Raw genomic sequence first — 19,750 nt, 5'->3', positions numbered from 1 at the left:
ACTATACCATTGCCCATCATTAGCGTCGAGCTGGTTTGTTTCATGAAAAAAGGCCCGCAACGGGGCCGAAAACAGTTGATCAGATGGTACAAAAAAATGGGGCAAGAATTTCTTAGTCCCGATCACCGATCAAACGCAAGAAATAATAAAACAGGTTGATAAAGTCGAGGTACAAAGCCAGCGCACCGATAATGGCCGCTTTGGTCACTTCCTCGTCACCGCCGGCCACATACATTTGCTTGATACGCTGAATGTCGTACGCCGTCAGACCGACGAAGATCAGGATACCCGCGTACAAAATGACGGTGTCCAGGATGCTGTTATCCATAAAAATATTGACGATCGTCGCCAAGATCAATCCTAACAGTGCGAAAAACAACAGATTGCCCAAACTGGACAAATCCCGTTTGGTCAGGTAACCGTACAAGGCGAAAATCCCGAAAATACCGGCCGTGACAAAGAAGGTGTAGACAATCGTCACACCAGTGTACGGGGCGATGATCAACGAAAAGTTGATACCATTGAGCGCAGCGTACAAAAAGAAGAAGAACGTGGCTGTGAAAGCGGAAATTCGGTGCAGGATCGAAGGTAATAAGAACAACAGGAGAATTTCCGCCCCCAGGATGCCATAAAAGACCAGCGGATTCTGATTAAAATATAAGTATACGTCCGGATTGGCCACCAAAAGGAGACCGATGATTCCCGTCAACGACAATCCGGCGAACATCCAACCGAAGACCTTCATCACAAACCGCTGTTGCGCAACCGCCACATTGGTCCCGGTATTGTAGTGGTATGGATGCAATAGTGTCCCCTCCAATTTTTGGACTACTACTTCCCAGTATATTCGATCAATCATGTGTGATCAACCGCATCCCGACTTCCAATTCAAAATTGTGTTTACAATCATACCGATTTGGATCAGACGGAAGAACTGAATAAAATGACTTCGTACAGAACGGATACGAAAACGGCCGCACCGGATAACCACGCAATCACTTCGCTTCTGGAAATAGTTACCTCGTATGATTGTATAACACGTTCCTTACACAAATACAGCAGAAGGAATCCCACAATCAATATATAAAACAGACTCATATCGACACTGGTGGATGGACGAAACAACGCGTCAATCCCATTCCCTGCCTCAGATAATAAAAGATAGGATAGATATCCTGTACTCATCCACCAGCCCCAAGTTTTTTTCAACAACATGCCGAATCCGCCCATTACCGGAACCAACCCGATCACCATAACCACAAACAAAAGGTACTGATGAGTAACTGTAATTCCCCCGCAGCCTCAAATCGGTGTACAAATGGATTCCTGCATACCGATATGTGTGCTCCATCCTTGCGCCAGAGCAACAACCGATCCGTAAATGATCTGTATAACAGCTAGAACACGTACCCCCCACGGAGTTTTCATATGTCTCCCCTCTTGTTTACCTGTACTCCTCAATCCCACTCGCAATAAACTCTCCCATTCCTGTCACCATCGGACCACAAAAAATGGCCCGATGGTGACAGTTTACATGAACCAGATCATCCCTTTACCGAATCAATGGTATTGGCTGCTACGGCCATTTTCACTGGGATTGATAAATTTCTTTATCCGAAATTATCCCAAATCCTCATCAATGCGAATCAATGCCTCGCGTAGATGGTCAGCCAACTTGTTGATCATGTAGGCGCGCTTGTCCCATGGGAAATCCGGCGTAGCCTGCTGCACGTCCCGCATCTTGCGCTGGTCGTACTCCAAAAAGTTCAGAACGGCTTCACATGCCTCCAACAGATTCTCCCAGTCCTCCACGGAAATTTGGATGGTATTGTTCTCAGCGGATGACGCGTTTTCCATCTCAGACTCTCCTTTCGCTCTCCAATCCAAATCGGCACGTTCGACGCGGACCTTGAATCCTTCTCCGCTTTTCATCAATATGTCCAGTGTTTCATCCAACACTTCCAGTCGTTTCACGACACGCTCTTCCTCGTCCATCTTCTCTAAATCCTCGACCAACAATTGAAATAGCCAATAGGCGATCTCTTGCTCTTTGACCATCCTTTTCACCCTTATCCATCACGAGGGTTGCATTTCTTGTACCTGAAGGTTTCATTCTGGGAACTTCTCGTAGTAAGCTAAAGACAAAGCAGCTGAATGGCGTGCTGAGACGAGATCAACACGTCCGCATAATCACCTTTAAACGGGGAGGGAAGGCGTACGCCAGTACGATGAAAATATCCATCCTTTTGTTCGCCGGAATCGCTGAGGAGATCGGTACCCGTCAGCTGGATATGGAATTGCCTGATGATACCACTGTCAGTGACTTGCTGGCACATCTGGCGAACCAATATCCGAATGCCGCATCATTGCTTCGTCAATCGTTTGTATCCATCAACCATGAGTACGCCGCTCCGGAACGACCCATCCCTCCGGAGGCAGAAATTGCGATCATCCCGCCTGTCAGTGGCGGGGAAGAGGTAGATGATCATCTGATTATTACGGAAGAGCCTTTGTCTGCCGACTTACTGATACAAAAAGTCTCCAACCCACACGCCGGGGCGGTGTTAACCTTTGTGGGAACGGTACGCGAGTTTACGCGCGGTCGCCGCACCGTCCATTTGGAATACGAAGCGTACGCGCCGATGGCCCTCAAGAAAATGAAGCAAATCACCGAAGAAATCAGTACGCGATGGCCCTCCGCCCGTGTCGCAATGGCGCATCGAGTGGGCCGTCTGGACATTGAAGAGATCAGTGTGATCATCGCCGTGGCCACCCCGCACAGGGACGAAGCTTTCGCCGCCGGACGCTATGCCATTGAACGGTTGAAGGCCATCGTTCCCATCTGGAAAAAAGAAAAATGGGAAGATGGGTCGGAATGGATCGGTCACCAACAAGGCCCTTGGAATCCGATGGACCCGCCGGAAACGGATGCCGACCCATCCTCAGGGAAGGAGTAATCACGGTGACAGATCATGTACGATATTCCAGACAAATCCTGTTCGCTCCCATTGGAGAAAAAGGCCAAAGGAAACTCCAACAAGCCCGCATCGCCATTGTCGGCATGGGTGCTCTCGGCTCCGCGCTGGCCAATCATATGGTTCGTGCAGGAGTCGGATTCGTCCGATTGATTGACCGCGACTTCGTCGAACCCAGCAACCTGCAACGCCAAATGCTGTATGACGAATCGGATGCGAGAGAAGGCCTTCCCAAAGCAGTGGCGGCAGAACGGAAACTACGTGCCATCAACTCGGGGGTCCGCCTGGAAGCACACGTCACCGACTTAACATGGCAAAACGCCGAATCGCTTCTGTCCGACGTCGACCTGATTTTGGACGGTACGGACAATTTCTCCGTACGATTTTTGATCAACGATGTCAGTGTCAAACACGGCATCCCGTGGATATACGGCGGCGCGGTCAGCTCCCGGGGCATGGTGTTCACAATCAGGCCGGGGATCACTCCTTGTCTCCGCTGTCTGTTTCCGAATCCTCCCGCTCCGGGAACGACGGAGACATGCGATACGGCCGGTGTGATCGGTCCGATCATCCACATCGTGGCCGCCCACCAAGCGGTGGAAGCGCTCAAATTGTTGGTTCGTGACGAACAAGCCTTGGATACGCGGCTACGACATTTTGAATGCTGGTACAATCACGATACCGCGATGGAAGTAAGCCAAAATAGAAAGCCCGATTGTCCGACATGCGGCCAAGGCATATGGGAGTTTCTGGACCCAGCGGACAAAGAACCTCAAGCCGTTTCCCTTTGCGGGAGAGACACCGTCCAGATCTCCCCATCCGCGCCCCAACCGATGGATCTGGAACAATTGGCGAAACGGCTGGCACCGCTCGGACGGGTGGAAAAAAATCGCTTTCTTTTGCGGGCAGATATTGATCCTTACCGATTGGTCATTTTCCCGGACGGACGCATTTTGGTCCAAGGAACGCAAGATCCGTCGATGGCACGCTCTGTCGTGGCCAAATATATCGGGGCGTAACCGTGATTGAGGGAGCCGGAGAACAAGCCGGCTCCCGTCTGCTCTTCAGTGCATATCAGTTTTGGCTCCATCGTCCAGTTTTGAACCGGTTATTTCTTGTTCCGTCCTCATCGGGTAAAATCCAGTCTGGCCAACCGTTCCATCACCCGAATCAGCGCATGGGTTCCGTCATCATCCCCACCATAAGCCTGCACCGACCGTAGCAACTGTTGCACAACCGCTGTACCCACCAACGGCAGGTTCATCTGTTCCGCCTCCTGAAGCACGATGCGCAAATCTTTTTGCTGGAAACGGACCGAAAATCCAGGGGCCAGATCTCCCTTGACAATGCGAGGCGCCAGATTGGCCAACGCCCAGGAACCTCCCGCTCCCTGCGTGGTCACTTCAATCATCTTTTCCAAATCGACGCCCGCTTTTTTGGCGAATGCCAAGGCCTCCACCACGCCCAGCAGATTAAGCCCGCACAAAATCTGGTTGCACGCTTTGACCGTCTGCCCGGCTCCATGCGGACCGCAATGTACGATGTTTTTTCCCATCGCCTCCAATACCGGGCGAACCGTTTCCAATACCTCGGCGTCTCCTCCGACCATGATGGACAACGTACCTTGCCGTGCGCCGATATCTCCTCCACTGACAGGGGCATCGAGCATGCGGACGCCTTGTTCCGCGGCACGAGCAGCCAATTCCCGGGTTGCCTCAGGTGCGATCGTACTCATATCCACCCAGATCAACCCTTCACGGGCCCCTTTCAGCAACCCTTCTGGCCCTTCCGCTACTTCCCGCACATCCGGCGTGTCGCCAACACAGGTAATGACCACGTCACTCACTTCTGCCACAGCCCGGGGCGAAGCAGCCGTTTCCGCCCCCCATTCCCTTGCTTCCGCCATTTTTCGTTCAGTCCGGTTCCATACGGTAACCGGAAATCCTGCGCGGTGAATGTTACGAGCCATCGACCTGCCCATAATCCCCAATCCGATAAAACCGACACGTAAAGATTGCATCCCGGTCTCCTCCTTATCGCAGCGCTTGTTCCAACCGCGCCCGAATGCTGCGGTTCACCGTCTCCCACAACGACTGATCGGTCAGTATGCGTTCCTTGAATCCGCGAAACATTTCTTTCTGCTTTGTCTCAAACCGGGGATCCGCTTTGTCCGGTAACTGACTTCTCATCTCATCCACCAACCGCTGCACTTCCGGAGAGCGTGGGCCCCATACCGCCTGTTCCCGCCCTTCCCTGTCAATAAAAATATAGATGGGAATGGAGCGGGATTTGCCGTTGGTCAAATACTGATCCATCAACTCCAGATTCTCGTCACGGATCAGGAAGGAAAGCTCAAGTCCTGCCGCCTCCGCAATCCGCTTCAAAACCGCATTGCACAACATGGCATCTCCGCACCAATCCGCCGTGAGCGCAATCACCCGCCATTGTCGATCACGCAACTGCCGGTAGAACAACTGATCTTCAGCAGGCAGGCGGTATTGTTCGTATATGTACAGCAGGTTTTCTTTGTTCACTTGCATGCCGCTCACATATTCATCCCAGGTCATGCCCTTATCAAACCAGCCCCCCAGAAGCTTCATGCGCCTGTCCTCCTTTTCCCGTATTCTGCTTTCATTGTAACTGTTTCCCGATCAAACCGCTAGAAACGGTTACAAACCCACAACATCATCATAACGCTTTTATATAAAAGTTACAATTAATATATAAAAATATACCAAATCTTTGCTGATTGCACCAAAAGATGAAAACCCGCCTCTTTCGCTTACCACACATTGTCATCCGGATATTCCTTTTCCATTCGAGTGAATATATTTTTGAAATTATAATCCATATTGTTGCGTACCTCTGCAGTCCCGCTCACTTTTTTCCCGTACTGACCCGGATCTCAAACAAAAATCCCCTGCTCCACAGGGGGAAAGGGAAGTTTACGATCATTGTTAAGCGGAAGCTCACACGACGAAAACCGTTGTTTACGGTTCATATCGTAATGTGGTATAACCATAAAAGTGACTGTGCAAAACCCTTTGTACGCTACAAAAGTCCGATTTCGGCGGGAAGCACGGAATCGGACTTTCCCTTTGTCCATTGCAAAACGGAAGAAGAATGATTCGATGAACGCATCCCGATGGCTGTCCGGCACAGCCGGAATGGTCATCACCGCGTTGCTGGCCACCTTTTTGTGAGGCAGTGCTTTTCCTTTCATCAAACTGAACTATCATATGCTGGCGATTGCGCCCCATCAGACCGACCGGCAAATTCTCTTCGCGGGTTACCGATTTTTTCTGGCCGCTTTGATGATCTTCGTCGTGATGAAACTATTGGGACATCCGGTTCGTTATCGAAAACAAACGCTGATCCCATGTCTGCGGATCGCGCTGTTTCAAACCTTTCTGCAATACGTCTGTTTCTATGTCGGACTTACCTACACCACCGGCATCCATGCGTCGATTCTCGCAGGTACGGGTTCCTTTTTTCAGATTCTGTTTGCCCACTGGATGTATCCCGACGACAAAATCGATTGGCGCAAAACCGTCGGTTTGATCACCGGTTTTTCCGGTGTTTGGTTGGCCAATCTCTCCCATGGTGCGCTTTCTTCCTCGTTGGGAATCGGGTCTCTGTTGGTGTTGGCATCTGCAATGTCCGGATCGTTCGGCAATCTTTTGGCGCGAAACGAAACACACCGCATGGGCGTCTTTTATTTGACGGCTTGGCAAATGCTGATCGGTTCGATCGGACTCATCGCCGTCGGCACGGTTCGGATCGGGTTGTTTCCATTCCACTTCGACCCACGCTCCCTATTGATTCTCCTGTATCTCGCCTTTGTGTCGGCCACCGGTTTCCTGCTGTGGAATTCGGTAATGAAAGTGCATCCAGTGGGCAAAGTCTCCCTGTTTCTGTTTTTGATCCCTTTGTTCGGCTCACTGTTGTCAAGCGTACTGTTGCATGAGTCGTTTTCCCCTTACACACTGGCTGGGCTGTAATCGGCGGGATTGTGATCATCAACCGGTCCCCGGCCCGCACTCAGAAAGGAGGAAGGGGATGTCCGGCCGAATCGAATTGAACGGTGTTTCGTTGTATGTTCAATCGGTCGGGGAAGGACCGACCGTCGTGTTATTGCACGGCATGCCGTTGGATCATCGCATGTGGGATGAAACCGTCAGGGTGTTGCATCGTCGCTATCGCGTCATCCGTTACGACTTGCGCGGCGCAGGGCGTTCAGGAGACGGCGAAGGCCGGTTCGAGCATCACGACGACTTACGCGCACTTCTCGAGGCATTGGAAGTGGATCGCGCATCCATCGTCGGTATCTCGGTCGGCGGCAAAATCGCGATCGATTACGCCTTGCGATATCCGGATACGGTACGGAGCCTGGTGCTGATCAACCCGGGGGTGAGCGGCTATCGTTGGTCGGACGCGTTTCTCGCCAACGAGAGGGAAATCCAGCGGCTTCGTAAAGAAGGACGGTTGGAACAAGCGTTGGAACGGTTTTTACAAACTTGGGTGGAAGGTCCCTTTCGCAAGCAGTCGAAAGTGGTTCCTTCAGTTCGACGATACGTGCGACAAACCGTATTGGATTACTGGAAACGCGAAAGCAAAGGGATGCCGCATTTCCCACCCGCTGTCGACCGCTTGTCCGAAATAAGCGTACCCACGCTGGTGATGCGGGGAGATCGGGATTGGGAGGAAATCCAAACGCTTGCCCAACGGATTGCATCCGCCATTCCGCAAGCGGAGTTGATCACGATGGCGGGGACGGGACATCTCCCGCCTTTGGAACAACCGGATTCGTTTCACGCTCATCTGCTCCGTTTTTTGGAACGGCACGCACAGAGTTGACCGAATCAGGGGGAAAGTCCGCAGAAAACAGGAAAACGGTTCGCCTACGGCTTTTTCCGAGACGAAACCACGAAGGTCTCAACCAGCCGTTGGGGAAACCGTTTTTTGTTATCGCTGTTTGTTATAGTACACAATCACATTTATTTGACTGTTATAATATACTATACCAAACTTCCTTCTCAAGGAGTGGCCTTATGAAACTCGAATCGCCCCCCCAACCGGTCTGCCCGACCTGCGGATTGCCCATTTCATCAGATCAAGAGCCGTTGGATGATTGCTGTACCCAAGAGTGGATCAGACAGCAAATCGCCGAACATTACGCTTGACCCGGTGAACGAGACCAAGTTGATGACAAAGTCCTTGAGCTCCGATTTCCCGTCCAGCGATTCGCAACAGCTAAAGTCGCTCGACGGGAAATTCGGCTCCGCTCACAAAATGGCCTGTAGTTCAACCACCTTGTCGGTAAGCTCATCTGGTTAACCGAAAACAACGCCTTCACATTTGTGATCCCGACAGTCCCGATCGCTGTTCACGCCGACCAGGGCTTTTTCATACCCTGTATTGAGAGAACGTTGATACCGGGAGGGATCACCATGCCCAAATGGTTGCGCAACCAGCTGATGCGCGCGTTTTACGGGAAAGACCGCAAGCAGATCCGGTTTCTTAACGCGTGTTGGTTCACGTACCGAGAAAAGGAACAGGGTTCTTTACCACCCCGTCGTCATTGATCCGTCGATGCTGAACAGACGACGTGCATTCTCCGTCGTTTGCTGGCACACTTGCCGAACCGTCACACCCTTCACCCTGGCCACTTCCTCCGCCACTTCCTTCACCCACGCCGGCTCCGCTCTTTTTCCCTCGTATTCCCACGGTGCATCCGTCTCCAATAACAGCTGGGACAAAGGCACTTGACGGGCCAACTCACGGTCCCGTTCCCTGCGAAGCACATCTGGCGTCACCGAGATGAGATAACCATCATCCACGATGCGGTGCAACACATCAGCGGGCGCTTTGAGCCAGTGAAACACCGCCTGTTTTACCCCATGTCGGCGCAATAGCTGTCGGACTGGTTCCGCCGCTTCGTGGACGGCATGCAGCACCACCGGCAAATCGAGCTCTGCCGCCAACGAAAGAAAACGGGACAACCGGGCAATCGCATCGGGAGAGGGCGGTTGTTTTCTCTGCGGTTCCGGCAGGGTGTAATAGGGCAATCCCACTTCTCCAATGGCACTGATCTCCTCACGATGTCTTCGGATCAACCTGACCACCGTTTCCACTTCCGCATCATCCGTCTCCCGCTCCGGGTGGACGCCGAAAGCAACGGTGAGCCCATCCGGAAACCGTTGTTTCCACTCTAACAAACGGAGGCATGAGTCTGCCCCCGACGCCACGGCCACTACATGGTTCACCCCCGCTCGCCGGGCCCGCTCGATGAATTCCGGTACTTCTTCGTCAGGGAATTGATCGAGATGAACATGGGTGTCAATCAGCGACATTCCCTTCTCCATTTATTCTCCCTCCTCCTCTATATGTAAAAACGGGGGACAAGCCCCCGTTGTTTGAGAAAAGTTTAAAAAACCCCTGACAGATCAGGGGTTTTCCGACTTCGAATTTACATATCGTCCATATCGAATGCATTCTTCCACACCTTGGCCGATGGCTTGAAAACAGCCGATGCGGCACCTTCTCCCAAAAAGCGTCCGAATTTGTCTCCGGCAAGGCCACCCACAATCGATCCCACAACAGTACCAATTCCGGGTATGACCATGGTACCCAACAGTGCCCCATACTCGATCCCAGCCGCCAATCCCGCAGCTCCGGTGATATTGCCTACAGTATGCACCTTGTAATCCGCTTTCCGGATTTCTCCGTGCCTATACGCCTGCGTATCTTTCCACTGTGACAATCCGCCAGCTATGACCCCCGCCCAGACGGAACCGCTTCGTAACATGTGCGACCACCTCCTAGCCGTTTGTCAAGATCCGGAACCTTCCGGTTTCTGATTGTTTTCCATTTGATGGCGAAGAGCCTCCAATTCTTGCTGTTGCTTTTCCAGACGCTTCATCAACGATTGCAGGAGCTCTTCAAACCCATCCAAACGCAATTCCCCGCCAACAGGGGGTTGTTTGTCGACCTCTTCCCGCGTTGAATCAGGAACATCTTCCAATTCCATGGGATCCCGCTTTATCCATGATTTCACTTGTTGTTGCATCCCGATCGCGGTTTCTTTGACCTGTTCAGCCATATTCATCGCAGTGGCCGTCCCCTTTATCGCCATCCGCCGGGCGGTTTTTCTTGCTCCTGGCGAAAAGGCAAGGATAAGAGCTACTGCTGCAGCCCAACCTACGGGCGACCTGATATTCATCCATTTTCTTAGGTCCACGCCATCCACCTCCTTATCTAATTCAAAGGGTGCCCAAAACAACAGCTGCATACTCCGGTATATAGATAGATCCTTTGGTTAACACTACATCCTGTTAAACCGAAAATTGGTGGGAATCAAGGTGAAAAACGAACCTATTCGCTGCATTCACGCGTTACCTGGACGGATCCGTGTCCTGGTATCATCATGTAAAGGAAATCAGAAAAAGGCTTCTGAATTAGCTGCGTTATTGACGGGGCAAATCGGAATCCGGAAAGTGAATCCATGTTTTGTCACCGGTAGTATGCTGATCTTTTATGATCCAACCCAGTTGACAAAAGACGGAGTACTGGAATTGATTCTGTCTGCAGTTCATCCCAATTCCCCCGATATGTCGGTATCAGAGGCCGAGAAACGGGCGAAAGTCTGCTCTTCGCAATTCCGTCACCGGGCAAAGGCGGAAGTCGCAGCTTCCAGGACACCCTTGCTGGATGATCAATCGACTCTCGGAATCGATGCTGTCCAATCCCATCGGACGACATCACTCCCTTTAACCGTTTCTCTGTTGAGTTTAGGAGCCATCGGAGCAAAACAGGCGTGTATGGGAAAATCTGCCCTGGCGAAAGCATCGGTTCCTTTTTACCTGTCCAGCTTCTTCTCTGTGGCTACGGGCTACCCTTTTTTGAAACGGGGCCTGCAAAAATTACGCGTGCGGAAGAAGTGGAACACCGATCTCATGCTCGGCACAGCAGCCTTTGCTCTGGCGCTTGTTCGCGAAAATTTGGTTGTATTAGCTGGCCTTAGCATCATCCAATACATCAACTGGAAATATCACCAGAACCGAAAAGAATCACCCGAAACCCCTGACTATGTCTCATCCGATATCCAAGATTACACTCGACGAGCGGAAAAGTGGGGAGGATTGTTGGCAGGGGCTACCTGGGCGGTAACGAAGGATCCGCTTCGGGGGTTGGCTGTCTTGTTGGGGGCCAATCCACGAACCGCAACCATTTCTGTAGAGCCGGCTTGGAAAAGCGCAGAACTCCGCTGCCAGGAGAAAAGATTGGCCATCCCTGAAAACGGTTCGCTTCCTCAATTGGCCCGAACCAAAACGTTTTTGTTTGAAAATGATTCACTTTTATTCACCCCGGACAGCCAGGAACTGTCCTGCATGACGGATGGAGAAGACGAAGCACGACTGTGGTGCTGGACCGCTTCTCTGTTGCAAAAAACGAAACATCCCTGGACAGAGGAAATCCTTCAAAAGGCCGGTGAAACGGGACGGACCATCCGGACCGCTTTCCACGTTCGGGAAGAAGATGAAGGTGTGTATGGACGTATCCAAAACCATGACGTCTTTTTCGGTACGCTCCGATACCTGCAGCAGCTCGGATTGGACGGTGGACCCTATCTTCTCCCGGCTAAACGGTTGATGCGAAAAGGATATCAAGTATGGTTCACCATTGTCCGAACCGGGGATGTCAGCCAAGTACAAGGGATTCTGTACCGTTCCACAGGAGGAATCACCCCGGTCTTTGAGAGATTTCAACGATATCGCCAACCTGATTGGACCGTTGCCGTATTGGAAACCTCTGATGCCAAAGCGGATGTATTGCGCAGAAATCGGATCGACTCAAGTTGGTCCTCCCTCGGTCCCGATGAAATCAAAGAACGGATTGAATACCTCCGGCATCGCGGAGAAGATGTGATTTGGGTGGCATCTTCCCGTACAGCTTCCACAAAGGAGACGATGTTAGGCCAGAAACTTCCACGTACCACAGGAAATCACCTTCATTCGGTGATGGAGGCCCGCCGTATCGCGGAACGGACCAATCAATTGATCAAACAGCATGTTCGAGTATCCAAATTTTGGAATATATTAGGACCCTTGTTGGCTCTTCCGTTCCGGGTCAGCGCATTCACCATCAATTTGATGGCTGATGCTCTATCTCTCTTATTCCTCTCCAGGGTAAAAATGAATGAAAAGAGATTGGAACCCACCGTTTGGAGAACCAATGAACAGGCCTTGCAGGAGGTTTGTGCCACTTCTGAAGGTTTGCTGCTTTCCGAACCCGATCTCCGCTGGCATGAGAAAACAGCGTCCGAAGTGCTGAGACATTTTCGTGTGGAACAAAGCCAAGGGTTGGACCCCTTCAGAGTGCAGGAGCTGAAAAAGCAATACGGGGAAAATCGACTGCAAGCCCGTGAGAGAAAGTCATGGTGGGTATCTTTCCTGGAGCAGTTTAAAGAGTTTACTACCCTGTTGCTGGTAGGAACAACCGCACTGTCATTTTTGACCGGAGACGTTTTTCATGGCCTTGCCATGGGAGCGGTATTGTTGGCCAACGCCGCTGTCGGGGCCATGCAGGAGCGGAAAGCGGAAAAAGTGGTAGAAGCGTTGAACCAGTACCAGCCACCGGTGACCAGTGTCATCCGTAAGGGACAAACGGTGGAAATATCGGGAGCTGATTTGGTTCCGGGGGATGTAGTCTGCCTGAAAGCAGGAGATCGTGTTCCTGCTGATCTGCGTCTTCTTCTTTCCTGGAATCTGGAGGTCAATGAATCGGTGTTGACGGGAGAATCTGTAGCCGTCAGAAAAAGTCCGGAACCCGTTGCACCTGACTCCCCTCTTTCCGATCGAAACAACATGCTCTATATGGGAACGGATGTCATCCGGGGCAAAGGGATCGGAATTGTGGTCAACACCGGAACCCATACGGAAATGGGGCGTGTCCTCTCAGGAGAATCTGAGAAGCAACCAACGCCCCTTCAACAGCGGATTACTTCCATGAGCAAAACCTTCGTAAAAGGAGCGGTGATCGTTGCAGCAGTAGTGTGCTTGGCTGGCATTATACGGGGTATTCCCCTTGCCGAAATGGTCAGCACGTCCATTGCTTTGGCGGCTTCCGCCATTCCCGAAGGACTTCCCGTAACGGTCACGATCGCGTTGAGTGCCGGCATTTTTCGGATGGCCCGGAAAAACGCACTGATCCGTCGCATGTCCACTCTGGAAACCTTAGGGCGAGTCACGGTGATCTGCTCTGACAAAACCGGCACGCTTACTCAAAATGAAATGACTGTGACCAAGATCGCTACGTTGAACGAAGATTGGCGTGTGGAAGGAAGCGGTTATGCTCCAAAGGGAAACATCATCGCCGAAGGTTCGGGAAAAACGCTACAAAGGGACCATCCAGAAGTCAGTCGAATGATGCAAATCAGCCTGCTGTGCAACAACAGCGAAATTATGGAGGAGGATGGGCGATGGAAGGTCAAGGGTGACCCCACGGAGGGAGCCTTATTAGCCTTGGCCCAAAAAGCACAGATGGAGGAGAATCTTTCCGAGTGGAAACGCATCCATGAAATTCCTTTCGATTCCGCCAACGGCCGGATGACGGTCGCATGCAAAAAAAGGGAGGAAACATGCTATCTGTTTTCCAAGGGGAGCTTGGAATCCATTTTGAAGCTGTGCGATCGTATTCAATCCAGGGGAGAAATCATCCCGCTGACTGAAAATGAAAAAGCGGCCATCCTCCGAAAAAATGAAGAAATGGCGAGTCAGGCTCTTCGCGTTCTGGCTTTTGCCTACCGCGAGGTGGATCACCAGGAGAGTGAGGAGGATTGCCCGGAAGAAACCAACCTCATTTTCCTCGGCATCATGGGAATGATAGATCCACCGAAACCCGATGTGGCGGAAAGTATTGATCAAGCAAGGAAACTGGGGGTCAAAACAGTCATGATCACCGGTGACCACCCCATGACAGCCATCGCCATCGCCAAACAAATCGGGATCTACAACAATGAATCCAGTGTGATCACAGGACGCGAATTGGATCAAATCGACGATGAGGAATTGGAGCGCAGAATCCCATCGATCTCCATCTTCGCCCGGGTAACACCTGAACACAAACTCCGGATCGTCACCGCCTATCAAAAGCGGGGCGAAGTCGTGGCCATGACTGGTGACGGTGTCAATGATACCCCAGCAATCAAACAGGCTGATGTAGGAATCGCCATGGGGTTGACGGGAACCGAAGTAACCAAGGAAGCAGCGGACATGGTTTTGAAAACCGACAACTTCGCCTCCATCGTCGAAGGGGTGAAAGAAGGTCGAACCATCATCAGCAATATCCGCAAAGCAGTGGGATGCTTGCTGACGGGCAATTTGGCGGAGATCATCATCACCGGTGCAGCTGTCATCGCTGGTTTACCGATGCCGCTGATTCCCATCCAAATCCTGCTGATGAATTTGATGACGGATGCATTGCCCGCGATGATTTTGGCGGTCAACCCAGGGAATAAAACCAAACAAACCCGTCGCACCGACATTGTGGACCGCTCATTGTACACAAAAGTGGTTACCCGCGGAGCACTGTTAAGTGCAGGAGCACTCGGTCTGTTCATGATGCATCTGCGTCGCGGCAGTTCGTTGCTCGTCGCACAAACGGCCGTATTTGCCACCTTGGTGTTGGGTGAGCTGATCCAGACTTTGTCTTGGCGACAGGAAGGTTCCCAAGAACGTCTCACTGAGTGGACCAAAGATCGTTTTCTTACAGGTGCACTGAGTGTGTCCCTTCTCACTTTGCTCGGGTCCATCTATATTCCGCCCGTGGCTCGTTTTCTGCACACTGCGCCTCTTCGCTTGATGGATTGGGGGCCTATCGTTTTGGTGGCAGGTCTGGTGTCGAAAGTCTCGGAACCACTGATCGCGGTGTTATCAGGCAAAAACCATCCTATAATCAACCGGACAACACCCAGGTTTGGAGGGACAACCGCATGATATGGAAATCAATGGATAAATGGATTGTCGGAACGGCTTTGATCCTGGCCGTTCCGGCGATTCTCCCCATTGCAAAGCAAGTGTGTCAGCCCATACGGCAACGGGGAACCTATGCATGGATCAGGATGAAGGAAGAGATGGAAGATTTTATAGCGGAAGCTCAGTTTGAGCGTATGAAAAAACGGTTGGACCGGGAACTGGATATGCTTCCGTAATGTTGAAAAGGAGGAACCGCCGTGAACAACCGGGACAACATCGAACAACATCTGTCCCAAGCATTTTCCCATATCGAACAAGCGTTGGATCTGAGTATTGAGGAATATAAAAGAATAAAGGAAAGCCAAGAAGCGCTCGGTCGCCAATGGGAGGATTTTCTGGGCCGTGTATATCACACCATCAAAGAAAAAGGAAAATCGAACCGGATCAATTTGCTGGGGTGGATCTCCTTTACACGCCTCCGGAAATGGTTATAAGTTTGCATATATAGGGATGCCTGTTCGCTATATGGATGACTGTTCATGATATGGGTATATTTTCTATGGATGCCTTCTGGTGCCTTTGCTATTATGGTGAAGGTGATTTTCAACCAGGGGGTGTAGATCCATGCAACAGGCAGCTGCAATTGCCACACTGATCTCAGCTATCTCTTCCTTGATTGTGGCTATTGTTGGTGCCATCCGTCTGTACCTCGAATATAAGCGTAACATTCGATTCGCTTATAATGATTAACCGAAGTCAAAGCCCGCAATGGGCTTTTTTTATTGCAAAAACGGGGGCAAGCCCCCGTCGTTGATCAAATCCGCGATGAAATTACTCCGTTTCCTCTGCCGATACGGGGATCATGCTGAGACCGACGCGTTCCCGTTCCAAATCCACCTTCAGAACCCAAACGTCCACAATGTCCCCTACTGAGACGAGGTCCATCGGATGGCGTACATACCGTTCACTCATTTTGGAGATGTGCACCAACCCGTCATTTTTCAAACCAATATCCACGAAAACGCCGAAATCGACCACATTGCGTACGGTTCCTTTCAGTTGCATCCCCGGTTTCAAATCTTCCGGCTTCAACACGTCGGAGCGGAAAATCGGGGCCGGCAGTTCGTCACGCGGGTCCCGTCCGGGCCGGAGCAATGCGGAGATGATGTCCCGCAGGGTAGGCACGCCGCAATCCAGACGTTCGGCCATCGCTTCGACATCGACCTGTCGCAACTTTTGGTTGAGCGATTCGGTTCCGATCTCTTCCGGTTGGCTGTCCAACGCCGCCAACAGACGTTCCACCACCGGATACGATTCGGGGTGGATGGGCGTTCGGTCCAACGGGTTCTCGCCATCGGGAATGCGCAAAAAGCCGATACACTGCTCAAATGTTTTGGCTCCCAGACGGGGAACTTCCTTCAATTCTTCCCGGTTGCGGTACCGCCCTTGTTCTTCGCGCCTTTTCACGATGTTTTTGGCCACTGATGCACTGATGCCTGATACATACTGCAACAGGGAAACAGATGCGGTGTTGACGTCCACCCCCACGTGGTTCACTGCCGATTCCACTACGGCAGTCAGGCTTTCCGCCAACCGTTTTTGCGATACATCGTGCTGGTACTGCCCCACACCGACGGCTTTGGGTTCGATTTTCACCAATTCCGCCAACGGGTCTTGCAGACGGCGGGCGATCGAAACAGCGCTCCGCTGTGCCGCGTCCAGGTCGGGAAATTCCTCTCGAGCCAGTTTGGATGCGGAATAGACGCTGGCTCCCGCTTCATTGACGATCACGTAGTACAATTCCCGATCCATCTCACGGATCAGCTCCGCGACAAACGCTTCCGTTTCCCTCGATGCCGTCCCGTTTCCGATCGCGATCAAATCAACGCCGTAATCTTCCACGATTCTCTTGACGGTGGCTTTGGCTTCCGCCACTTTGTTCTGCGGCGGGGTGGGGTAGACCACGCCGACATGGAGCAATTTTCCTGTATCGTCCACCACGGCCAGCTTACAACCCGTACGGTAAGCAGGATCAACACCCAGTACGGTTTTGCCGCGTACCGGCGGTTGCAACAACAGATGTCGCAGGTTTTCCGAAAAGATATGAATCGCCTGTTCCTCTGCTTTTTCCGTCATGGCCGAACGAATTTCACGCTCGATCGACGGGGCGATCAGCCGTTTGTATGCATCTTCTGCCGCCTGACGCAGATAGGCGTGCGGCGGAACGGAAAACCACCGGTACAACCGTTCCAAAATCGGGCCATCTTCCACTTCCACCTGCACGCGTAGGATTTCCTCGCGTTCACCGCGGTTCACTGCCAAAATGCGGTGGGAGGGCATTTTATGTACAGGTTCACGATAATCGTAATACATTTCATAGACGCTGCGCACGTCCGGATCTTTGGCCGAGGAGACCAGCACCCCGTGTTTCCAGGTGTACTCCCGCACCCATTTGCGTACCTCGGCGTCATCGGACAACGCTTCGGCGATGATGTCCATCGCCCCGGCCAGCGCCTCTTCCGGCGTTTTCACCTCTTTTTCCTCATTGACAAACTGCGGGGCCAAAGCGGTCACTTCCGCTTCATTTTTCGCCTGCAGCATTGCCTCGGCCAATGGTTCCAAACCGCGCTCTTTTGCCACAGAGGCACGAGTTTTCCGTTTGGGGCGGAACGGTCGATACAAATCTTCCACTTCCTGCAATTTAACCGCCCGCAGAATACGCTCTTTCAATTCGTCCGTCAACTTGCCCTGTTCGTCGATCAGCCGGATGACTTCTTCTTTTCGCTGATTCAACTGGACGAGATATTGATAACGATCTGCGATCGCACGCAACTGTTCCTCGTCCAACTCACCTGTCCGCTCTTTCCGGTAACGGGCGATAAAGGGGATGGTGTTTCCTTCCTCCATCAACTCGACACCGGCCTGCACTTGTTTGACCTGAATGCCCAACTCTTCGGCAATCAGACGGAACATCTCTTGAACCTGCATAATCGCCTCCCGTATTCAGAAAAATCTTCGACTCCACCATGATACTCCGCCATACCTGAGGACGCAAATGAACGGATCGTGACAAACGGAGTACCCTCGGCGTTTTTGGAAGGGAGGAACAGTCTCAAAGGAGGGAACAACAGATGGAGAATCAGGGGAGTGAATTTCGCAGGGCATGACAAAAAACCAACGAGGCGCCCAACGTTGGTAAAATCGGGATATCACAAATTCGCTCACATGCATTCCGAGGGCTCCAGCCTCAGCGTTTCCCTTAGTTTTCGCAAGGCTCGCCGCTGAAGACGGGATACGTGCATCTGGGAAATGCCAAGTCGTTCTCCAGCCTGTTTCTGGCTCATATTTTCATAAAACGTCATACGGATGATTTCCCGTTCACGCTCAGTCAATACCTGCAACGCTTTTTCCAGCAGCATCCGCTGGTCCACATGCTCATAACCTTCATCTTCATCTCCCACGATGTCCAACAGCGTCACCTGTGAACCATCACTGCTCGCCTCGATCGGAGTGTCGACGGAAACGGCGTTGTAACTGCGACCCATCTCCATCGTTTCCAACACTTCCTCGGGCGTCACGTTGAGGTATTGGGCGATCTCTTCGATCTGCGGAGATCGGTGCAGTTTCGAAGTCAGTTCTTCTACTGCTTTTTTGATGCGTGGTCCCAGCTCTTTGATGCGACGTGGCACATGTACGCTCCACGTTTTGTCACGGATGTACCGTTTGATTTCTCCGACGATCGTGGGCACGGCAAATCCCTCGAAACTCCGGCCATAGGCGGGATCATACCGCTTCAATGCAGCCAGGAGACCGATCATCCCCACTTGTACGAGGTCTTCGTAAGGTTCACTGCCCCGGGCGAATTTGGACGCCAAAGTTTCCACCAGTTCGGTGTAATGCGAGATCAGTTCTTCCTGAATGGCACTGTCTCCGCTCTCCTGGTACTGACGAATCTTCTCCAATACCTCTGCGTCAGTGAGATCGGGTTTCTGTGGGCGAGTCGACATCTGCCTCCACCTCGTCCCTCCTGATGTACTTCGTCAACGTCACCACCACACCGTTGTCGCCTTTGATCTCTACGCGATCCATCAGCGACTTCATCAAATAGAGACCCAAACCTCGCTCGCGCAAGGCATGATAGGGAATCCGCCCGTTGATCGGACCTGTTTTGGCTTCGACGGCCGATACGTCAAAGCTGTACCCTTGATCGATGATTTCGATTTCCAGTCGGTCGACGTACAGATTGCAACAGATGGAGATTTCTCCGCCTTCTCCTCGATATGCGTGATGGACTGCATTGGTGCACGCTTCCGCCACCGCCAGTTTCAAATCTTCAATGTCGTCATATGAGAAACCCATACGGGTGGCGATTCCGGAAATAGCCAAGCGCACTACGCCCACGTAATCAGCTTTGGCGGGAATGGTCAGCTCGATCAGGTCCCTCGGTTGATCTTTCATGATCATTCGTCCTCCTGCGTACCTTCAATCTCGATGATCTCATTCAAGCCGGTGATCCGGAACAACCGTTCCAAACGCGGACTGACCCCCGTGATAACGAGACGTCCCGACGCAGCCCGCAAGGACTTGTATGCACCGATCAGGACACCCAATCCCGTACTGTCGATGTAATCCACTTGCGATAAGTCCAGATACACCACACGGCTGTCCTGACAAAGCGGCATCAGTTTTTCTTTCAATTGGGGAGCCGTGAAGGCATCTATCTCGCCTGTGACTTCCAATGTCGTTATCCTGTCAGAATCCTGCCGTTCCTTGATGGATACGTTCATTGGCTTCAACCTC

23 protein-coding genes are annotated in these 19,750 nt (G+C 51.9%); 10 read left to right on the top strand and 13 right to left on the bottom strand.

Going from position 1 to position 19,750, the window contains the following annotated elements; all coding sequences use genetic code 11:
- Nucleotides 1-112: 112 nt before the first annotated feature.
- The 4 genes from KI215_RS01505 to KI215_RS01495 form a co-directional block, all read right to left on the bottom strand.
- Nucleotides 113-859, bottom strand: a complete 747-nt coding sequence (locus KI215_RS01505) for a Bax inhibitor-1/YccA family protein (RefSeq protein ID WP_212773868.1) — start codon at nt 857-859, stop codon at nt 113-115.
- A gap of 62 nt (nt 860-921) precedes the next feature.
- Nucleotides 922-1,215, bottom strand: a complete 294-nt coding sequence (locus tag KI215_RS01500; RefSeq protein WP_212773867.1) for a hypothetical protein — start codon at nt 1,213-1,215, stop codon at nt 922-924.
- An 87-nt stretch (nt 1,216-1,302) separates the two neighbouring features.
- A complete protein-coding gene (locus KI215_RS16075; protein WP_275956726.1) occupies nt 1,303-1,428 on the bottom strand; it encodes a hypothetical protein in 126 nt (41 codons plus the stop codon).
- Between the two features lie 192 nt (nt 1,429-1,620).
- Nucleotides 1,621-2,058 carry a hypothetical protein gene (locus KI215_RS01495; RefSeq protein WP_212773866.1) on the bottom strand — a complete coding sequence of 146 codons (438 nt, stop codon included), beginning with the start codon at nt 2,056-2,058 and terminating at the stop codon, nt 1,621-1,623.
- 170 nt (nt 2,059-2,228) lie between these two features.
- Between KI215_RS01495 and KI215_RS16070 the strand changes: the two genes are divergently transcribed.
- Nucleotides 2,229-2,957, top strand: a complete 729-nt coding sequence (locus KI215_RS16070; protein WP_212773865.1) for a molybdenum cofactor biosynthesis protein — start codon at nt 2,229-2,231, stop codon at nt 2,955-2,957.
- 5 nt (nt 2,958-2,962) lie between these two features.
- Nucleotides 2,963-3,994: a ThiF family adenylyltransferase gene (locus KI215_RS01485; protein ID WP_246512158.1), complete on the top strand. Its 1,032-nt coding sequence runs from the start codon at nt 2,963-2,965 to the stop codon at nt 3,992-3,994.
- Between the two features lie 107 nt (nt 3,995-4,101).
- Here KI215_RS01485 and KI215_RS01480 read toward each other — a convergent pair whose 3' ends face one another.
- On the bottom strand, nt 4,102-4,995 hold the full coding sequence (locus KI215_RS01480; RefSeq protein ID WP_212773863.1) for an NAD(P)-dependent oxidoreductase: 894 nt from the start codon (nt 4,993-4,995) through the stop codon (nt 4,102-4,104).
- A gap of 13 nt (nt 4,996-5,008) precedes the next feature.
- Nucleotides 5,009-5,575, bottom strand: a complete 567-nt coding sequence (locus tag KI215_RS01475) for a thioredoxin family protein (RefSeq protein ID WP_212773862.1) — start codon at nt 5,573-5,575, stop codon at nt 5,009-5,011.
- 639 nt (nt 5,576-6,214) lie between these two features.
- Here KI215_RS01475 and KI215_RS01470 point away from each other — a divergent pair.
- The 4 genes from KI215_RS01470 (at nt 6,215) to cmpA (ending at nt 8,560) form a co-directional block, all read left to right on the top strand.
- A complete protein-coding gene (locus tag KI215_RS01470) occupies nt 6,215-6,976 on the top strand; it encodes a DMT family transporter (RefSeq protein ID WP_246512157.1) in 762 nt (253 codons plus the stop codon).
- A gap of 58 nt (nt 6,977-7,034) precedes the next feature.
- Nucleotides 7,035-7,832 carry an alpha/beta fold hydrolase gene (locus KI215_RS01465; RefSeq protein ID WP_212773861.1) on the top strand — a complete coding sequence of 266 codons (798 nt, stop codon included), beginning with the start codon at nt 7,035-7,037 and terminating at the stop codon, nt 7,830-7,832.
- Between the two features lie 194 nt (nt 7,833-8,026).
- Nucleotides 8,027-8,158, top strand: a complete 132-nt coding sequence (locus KI215_RS16065; RefSeq protein WP_275956725.1) for a hypothetical protein — start codon at nt 8,027-8,029, stop codon at nt 8,156-8,158.
- 267 nt (nt 8,159-8,425) lie between these two features.
- Nucleotides 8,426-8,560, top strand: coding sequence for a cortex morphogenetic protein CmpA (cmpA, locus tag KI215_RS01460; RefSeq protein WP_212773860.1), 135 nt, complete (start codon nt 8,426-8,428; stop codon nt 8,558-8,560).
- Here the strand turns inward: cmpA and KI215_RS01455 are convergent.
- From KI215_RS01455 to KI215_RS01445, 3 genes are all read right to left on the bottom strand, one after another.
- On the bottom strand, nt 8,540-9,340 hold the full coding sequence (locus KI215_RS01455) for a TatD family hydrolase (RefSeq protein WP_212773859.1): 801 nt from the start codon (nt 9,338-9,340) through the stop codon (nt 8,540-8,542). The two genes, cmpA and KI215_RS01455, sit on opposite strands and share 21 nt — an antisense overlap.
- 104 nt (nt 9,341-9,444) lie before the next feature.
- On the bottom strand, nt 9,445-9,783 hold the full coding sequence (locus tag KI215_RS01450; protein ID WP_212773858.1) for a hypothetical protein: 339 nt from the start codon (nt 9,781-9,783) through the stop codon (nt 9,445-9,447).
- A 24-nt stretch (nt 9,784-9,807) separates the two neighbouring features.
- Complete coding sequence (locus KI215_RS01445; RefSeq protein WP_212773857.1) at nt 9,808-10,215, bottom strand: hypothetical protein; 408 nt, start codon at nt 10,213-10,215, stop codon at nt 9,808-9,810.
- A gap of 121 nt (nt 10,216-10,336) precedes the next feature.
- Here KI215_RS01445 and KI215_RS01440 point away from each other — a divergent pair, with 121 nt between their 5' ends.
- The 4 genes from KI215_RS01440 (at nt 10,337) to KI215_RS16060 (ending at nt 15,700) form a co-directional block, all read left to right on the top strand.
- Entirely contained in the window at nt 10,337-14,971 is a 4,635-nt protein-coding gene (locus tag KI215_RS01440) for a cation-translocating P-type ATPase (RefSeq protein ID WP_420830162.1), read from the top strand.
- Nucleotides 14,968-15,186 carry a DUF5132 domain-containing protein gene (locus KI215_RS01435; protein WP_212773856.1) on the top strand — a complete coding sequence of 73 codons (219 nt, stop codon included), beginning with the start codon at nt 14,968-14,970 and terminating at the stop codon, nt 15,184-15,186. The genes KI215_RS01440 and KI215_RS01435 overlap by 4 nt, the downstream gene beginning before the upstream one ends.
- Nucleotides 15,187-15,207: 21 nt before the next feature.
- Nucleotides 15,208-15,444 (top strand): hypothetical protein, encoded by a 237-nt coding sequence (locus tag KI215_RS01430; protein WP_212773855.1) that lies wholly within the window; start codon nt 15,208-15,210, stop codon nt 15,442-15,444.
- 130 nt (nt 15,445-15,574) lie between these two features.
- Nucleotides 15,575-15,700, top strand: coding sequence for a hypothetical protein (locus KI215_RS16060; protein WP_275956724.1), 126 nt, complete (start codon nt 15,575-15,577; stop codon nt 15,698-15,700).
- A gap of 81 nt (nt 15,701-15,781) precedes the next feature.
- Here the strand turns inward: KI215_RS16060 and KI215_RS01425 are convergent, their stop codons facing one another.
- The 4 genes from KI215_RS01425 to KI215_RS01410 all read right to left on the bottom strand — a co-directional run bounded on the left by KI215_RS01425 (nt 15,782) and on the right by KI215_RS01410 (nt 19,737).
- Nucleotides 15,782-17,938 (bottom strand): Tex family protein, encoded by a 2,157-nt coding sequence (locus tag KI215_RS01425; RefSeq protein ID WP_212773854.1) that lies wholly within the window; start codon nt 17,936-17,938, stop codon nt 15,782-15,784.
- 233 nt (nt 17,939-18,171) lie between these two features.
- Nucleotides 18,172-18,957, bottom strand: coding sequence for an RNA polymerase sigma factor SigB (gene sigB / locus KI215_RS01420; RefSeq protein WP_212773853.1), 786 nt, complete (start codon nt 18,955-18,957; stop codon nt 18,172-18,174).
- A complete protein-coding gene (gene rsbW, locus KI215_RS01415; RefSeq protein WP_212773852.1) occupies nt 18,923-19,408 on the bottom strand; it encodes an anti-sigma B factor RsbW in 486 nt (161 codons plus the stop codon). The genes sigB and rsbW overlap by 35 nt, the downstream gene beginning before the upstream one ends.
- Nucleotides 19,409-19,410: 2 nt before the next feature.
- The gene (locus tag KI215_RS01410; RefSeq protein ID WP_212773851.1) at nt 19,411-19,737 is read right to left on the bottom strand and encodes an STAS domain-containing protein; all 327 of its coding nucleotides are present in this window, start codon (nt 19,735-19,737) and stop codon (nt 19,411-19,413) included.
- Nucleotides 19,738-19,750 lie beyond the last annotated feature (13 nt).

Source organism: Polycladomyces abyssicola, from assembly GCF_018326425.1.
GTDB lineage: Bacteria > Bacillota > Bacilli > Thermoactinomycetales > JIR-001 > Polycladomyces > Polycladomyces abyssicola.
Note: the sequence above shows the minus strand (reverse complement) of the source record. Positions and strands in the feature narration are given on the sequence as shown.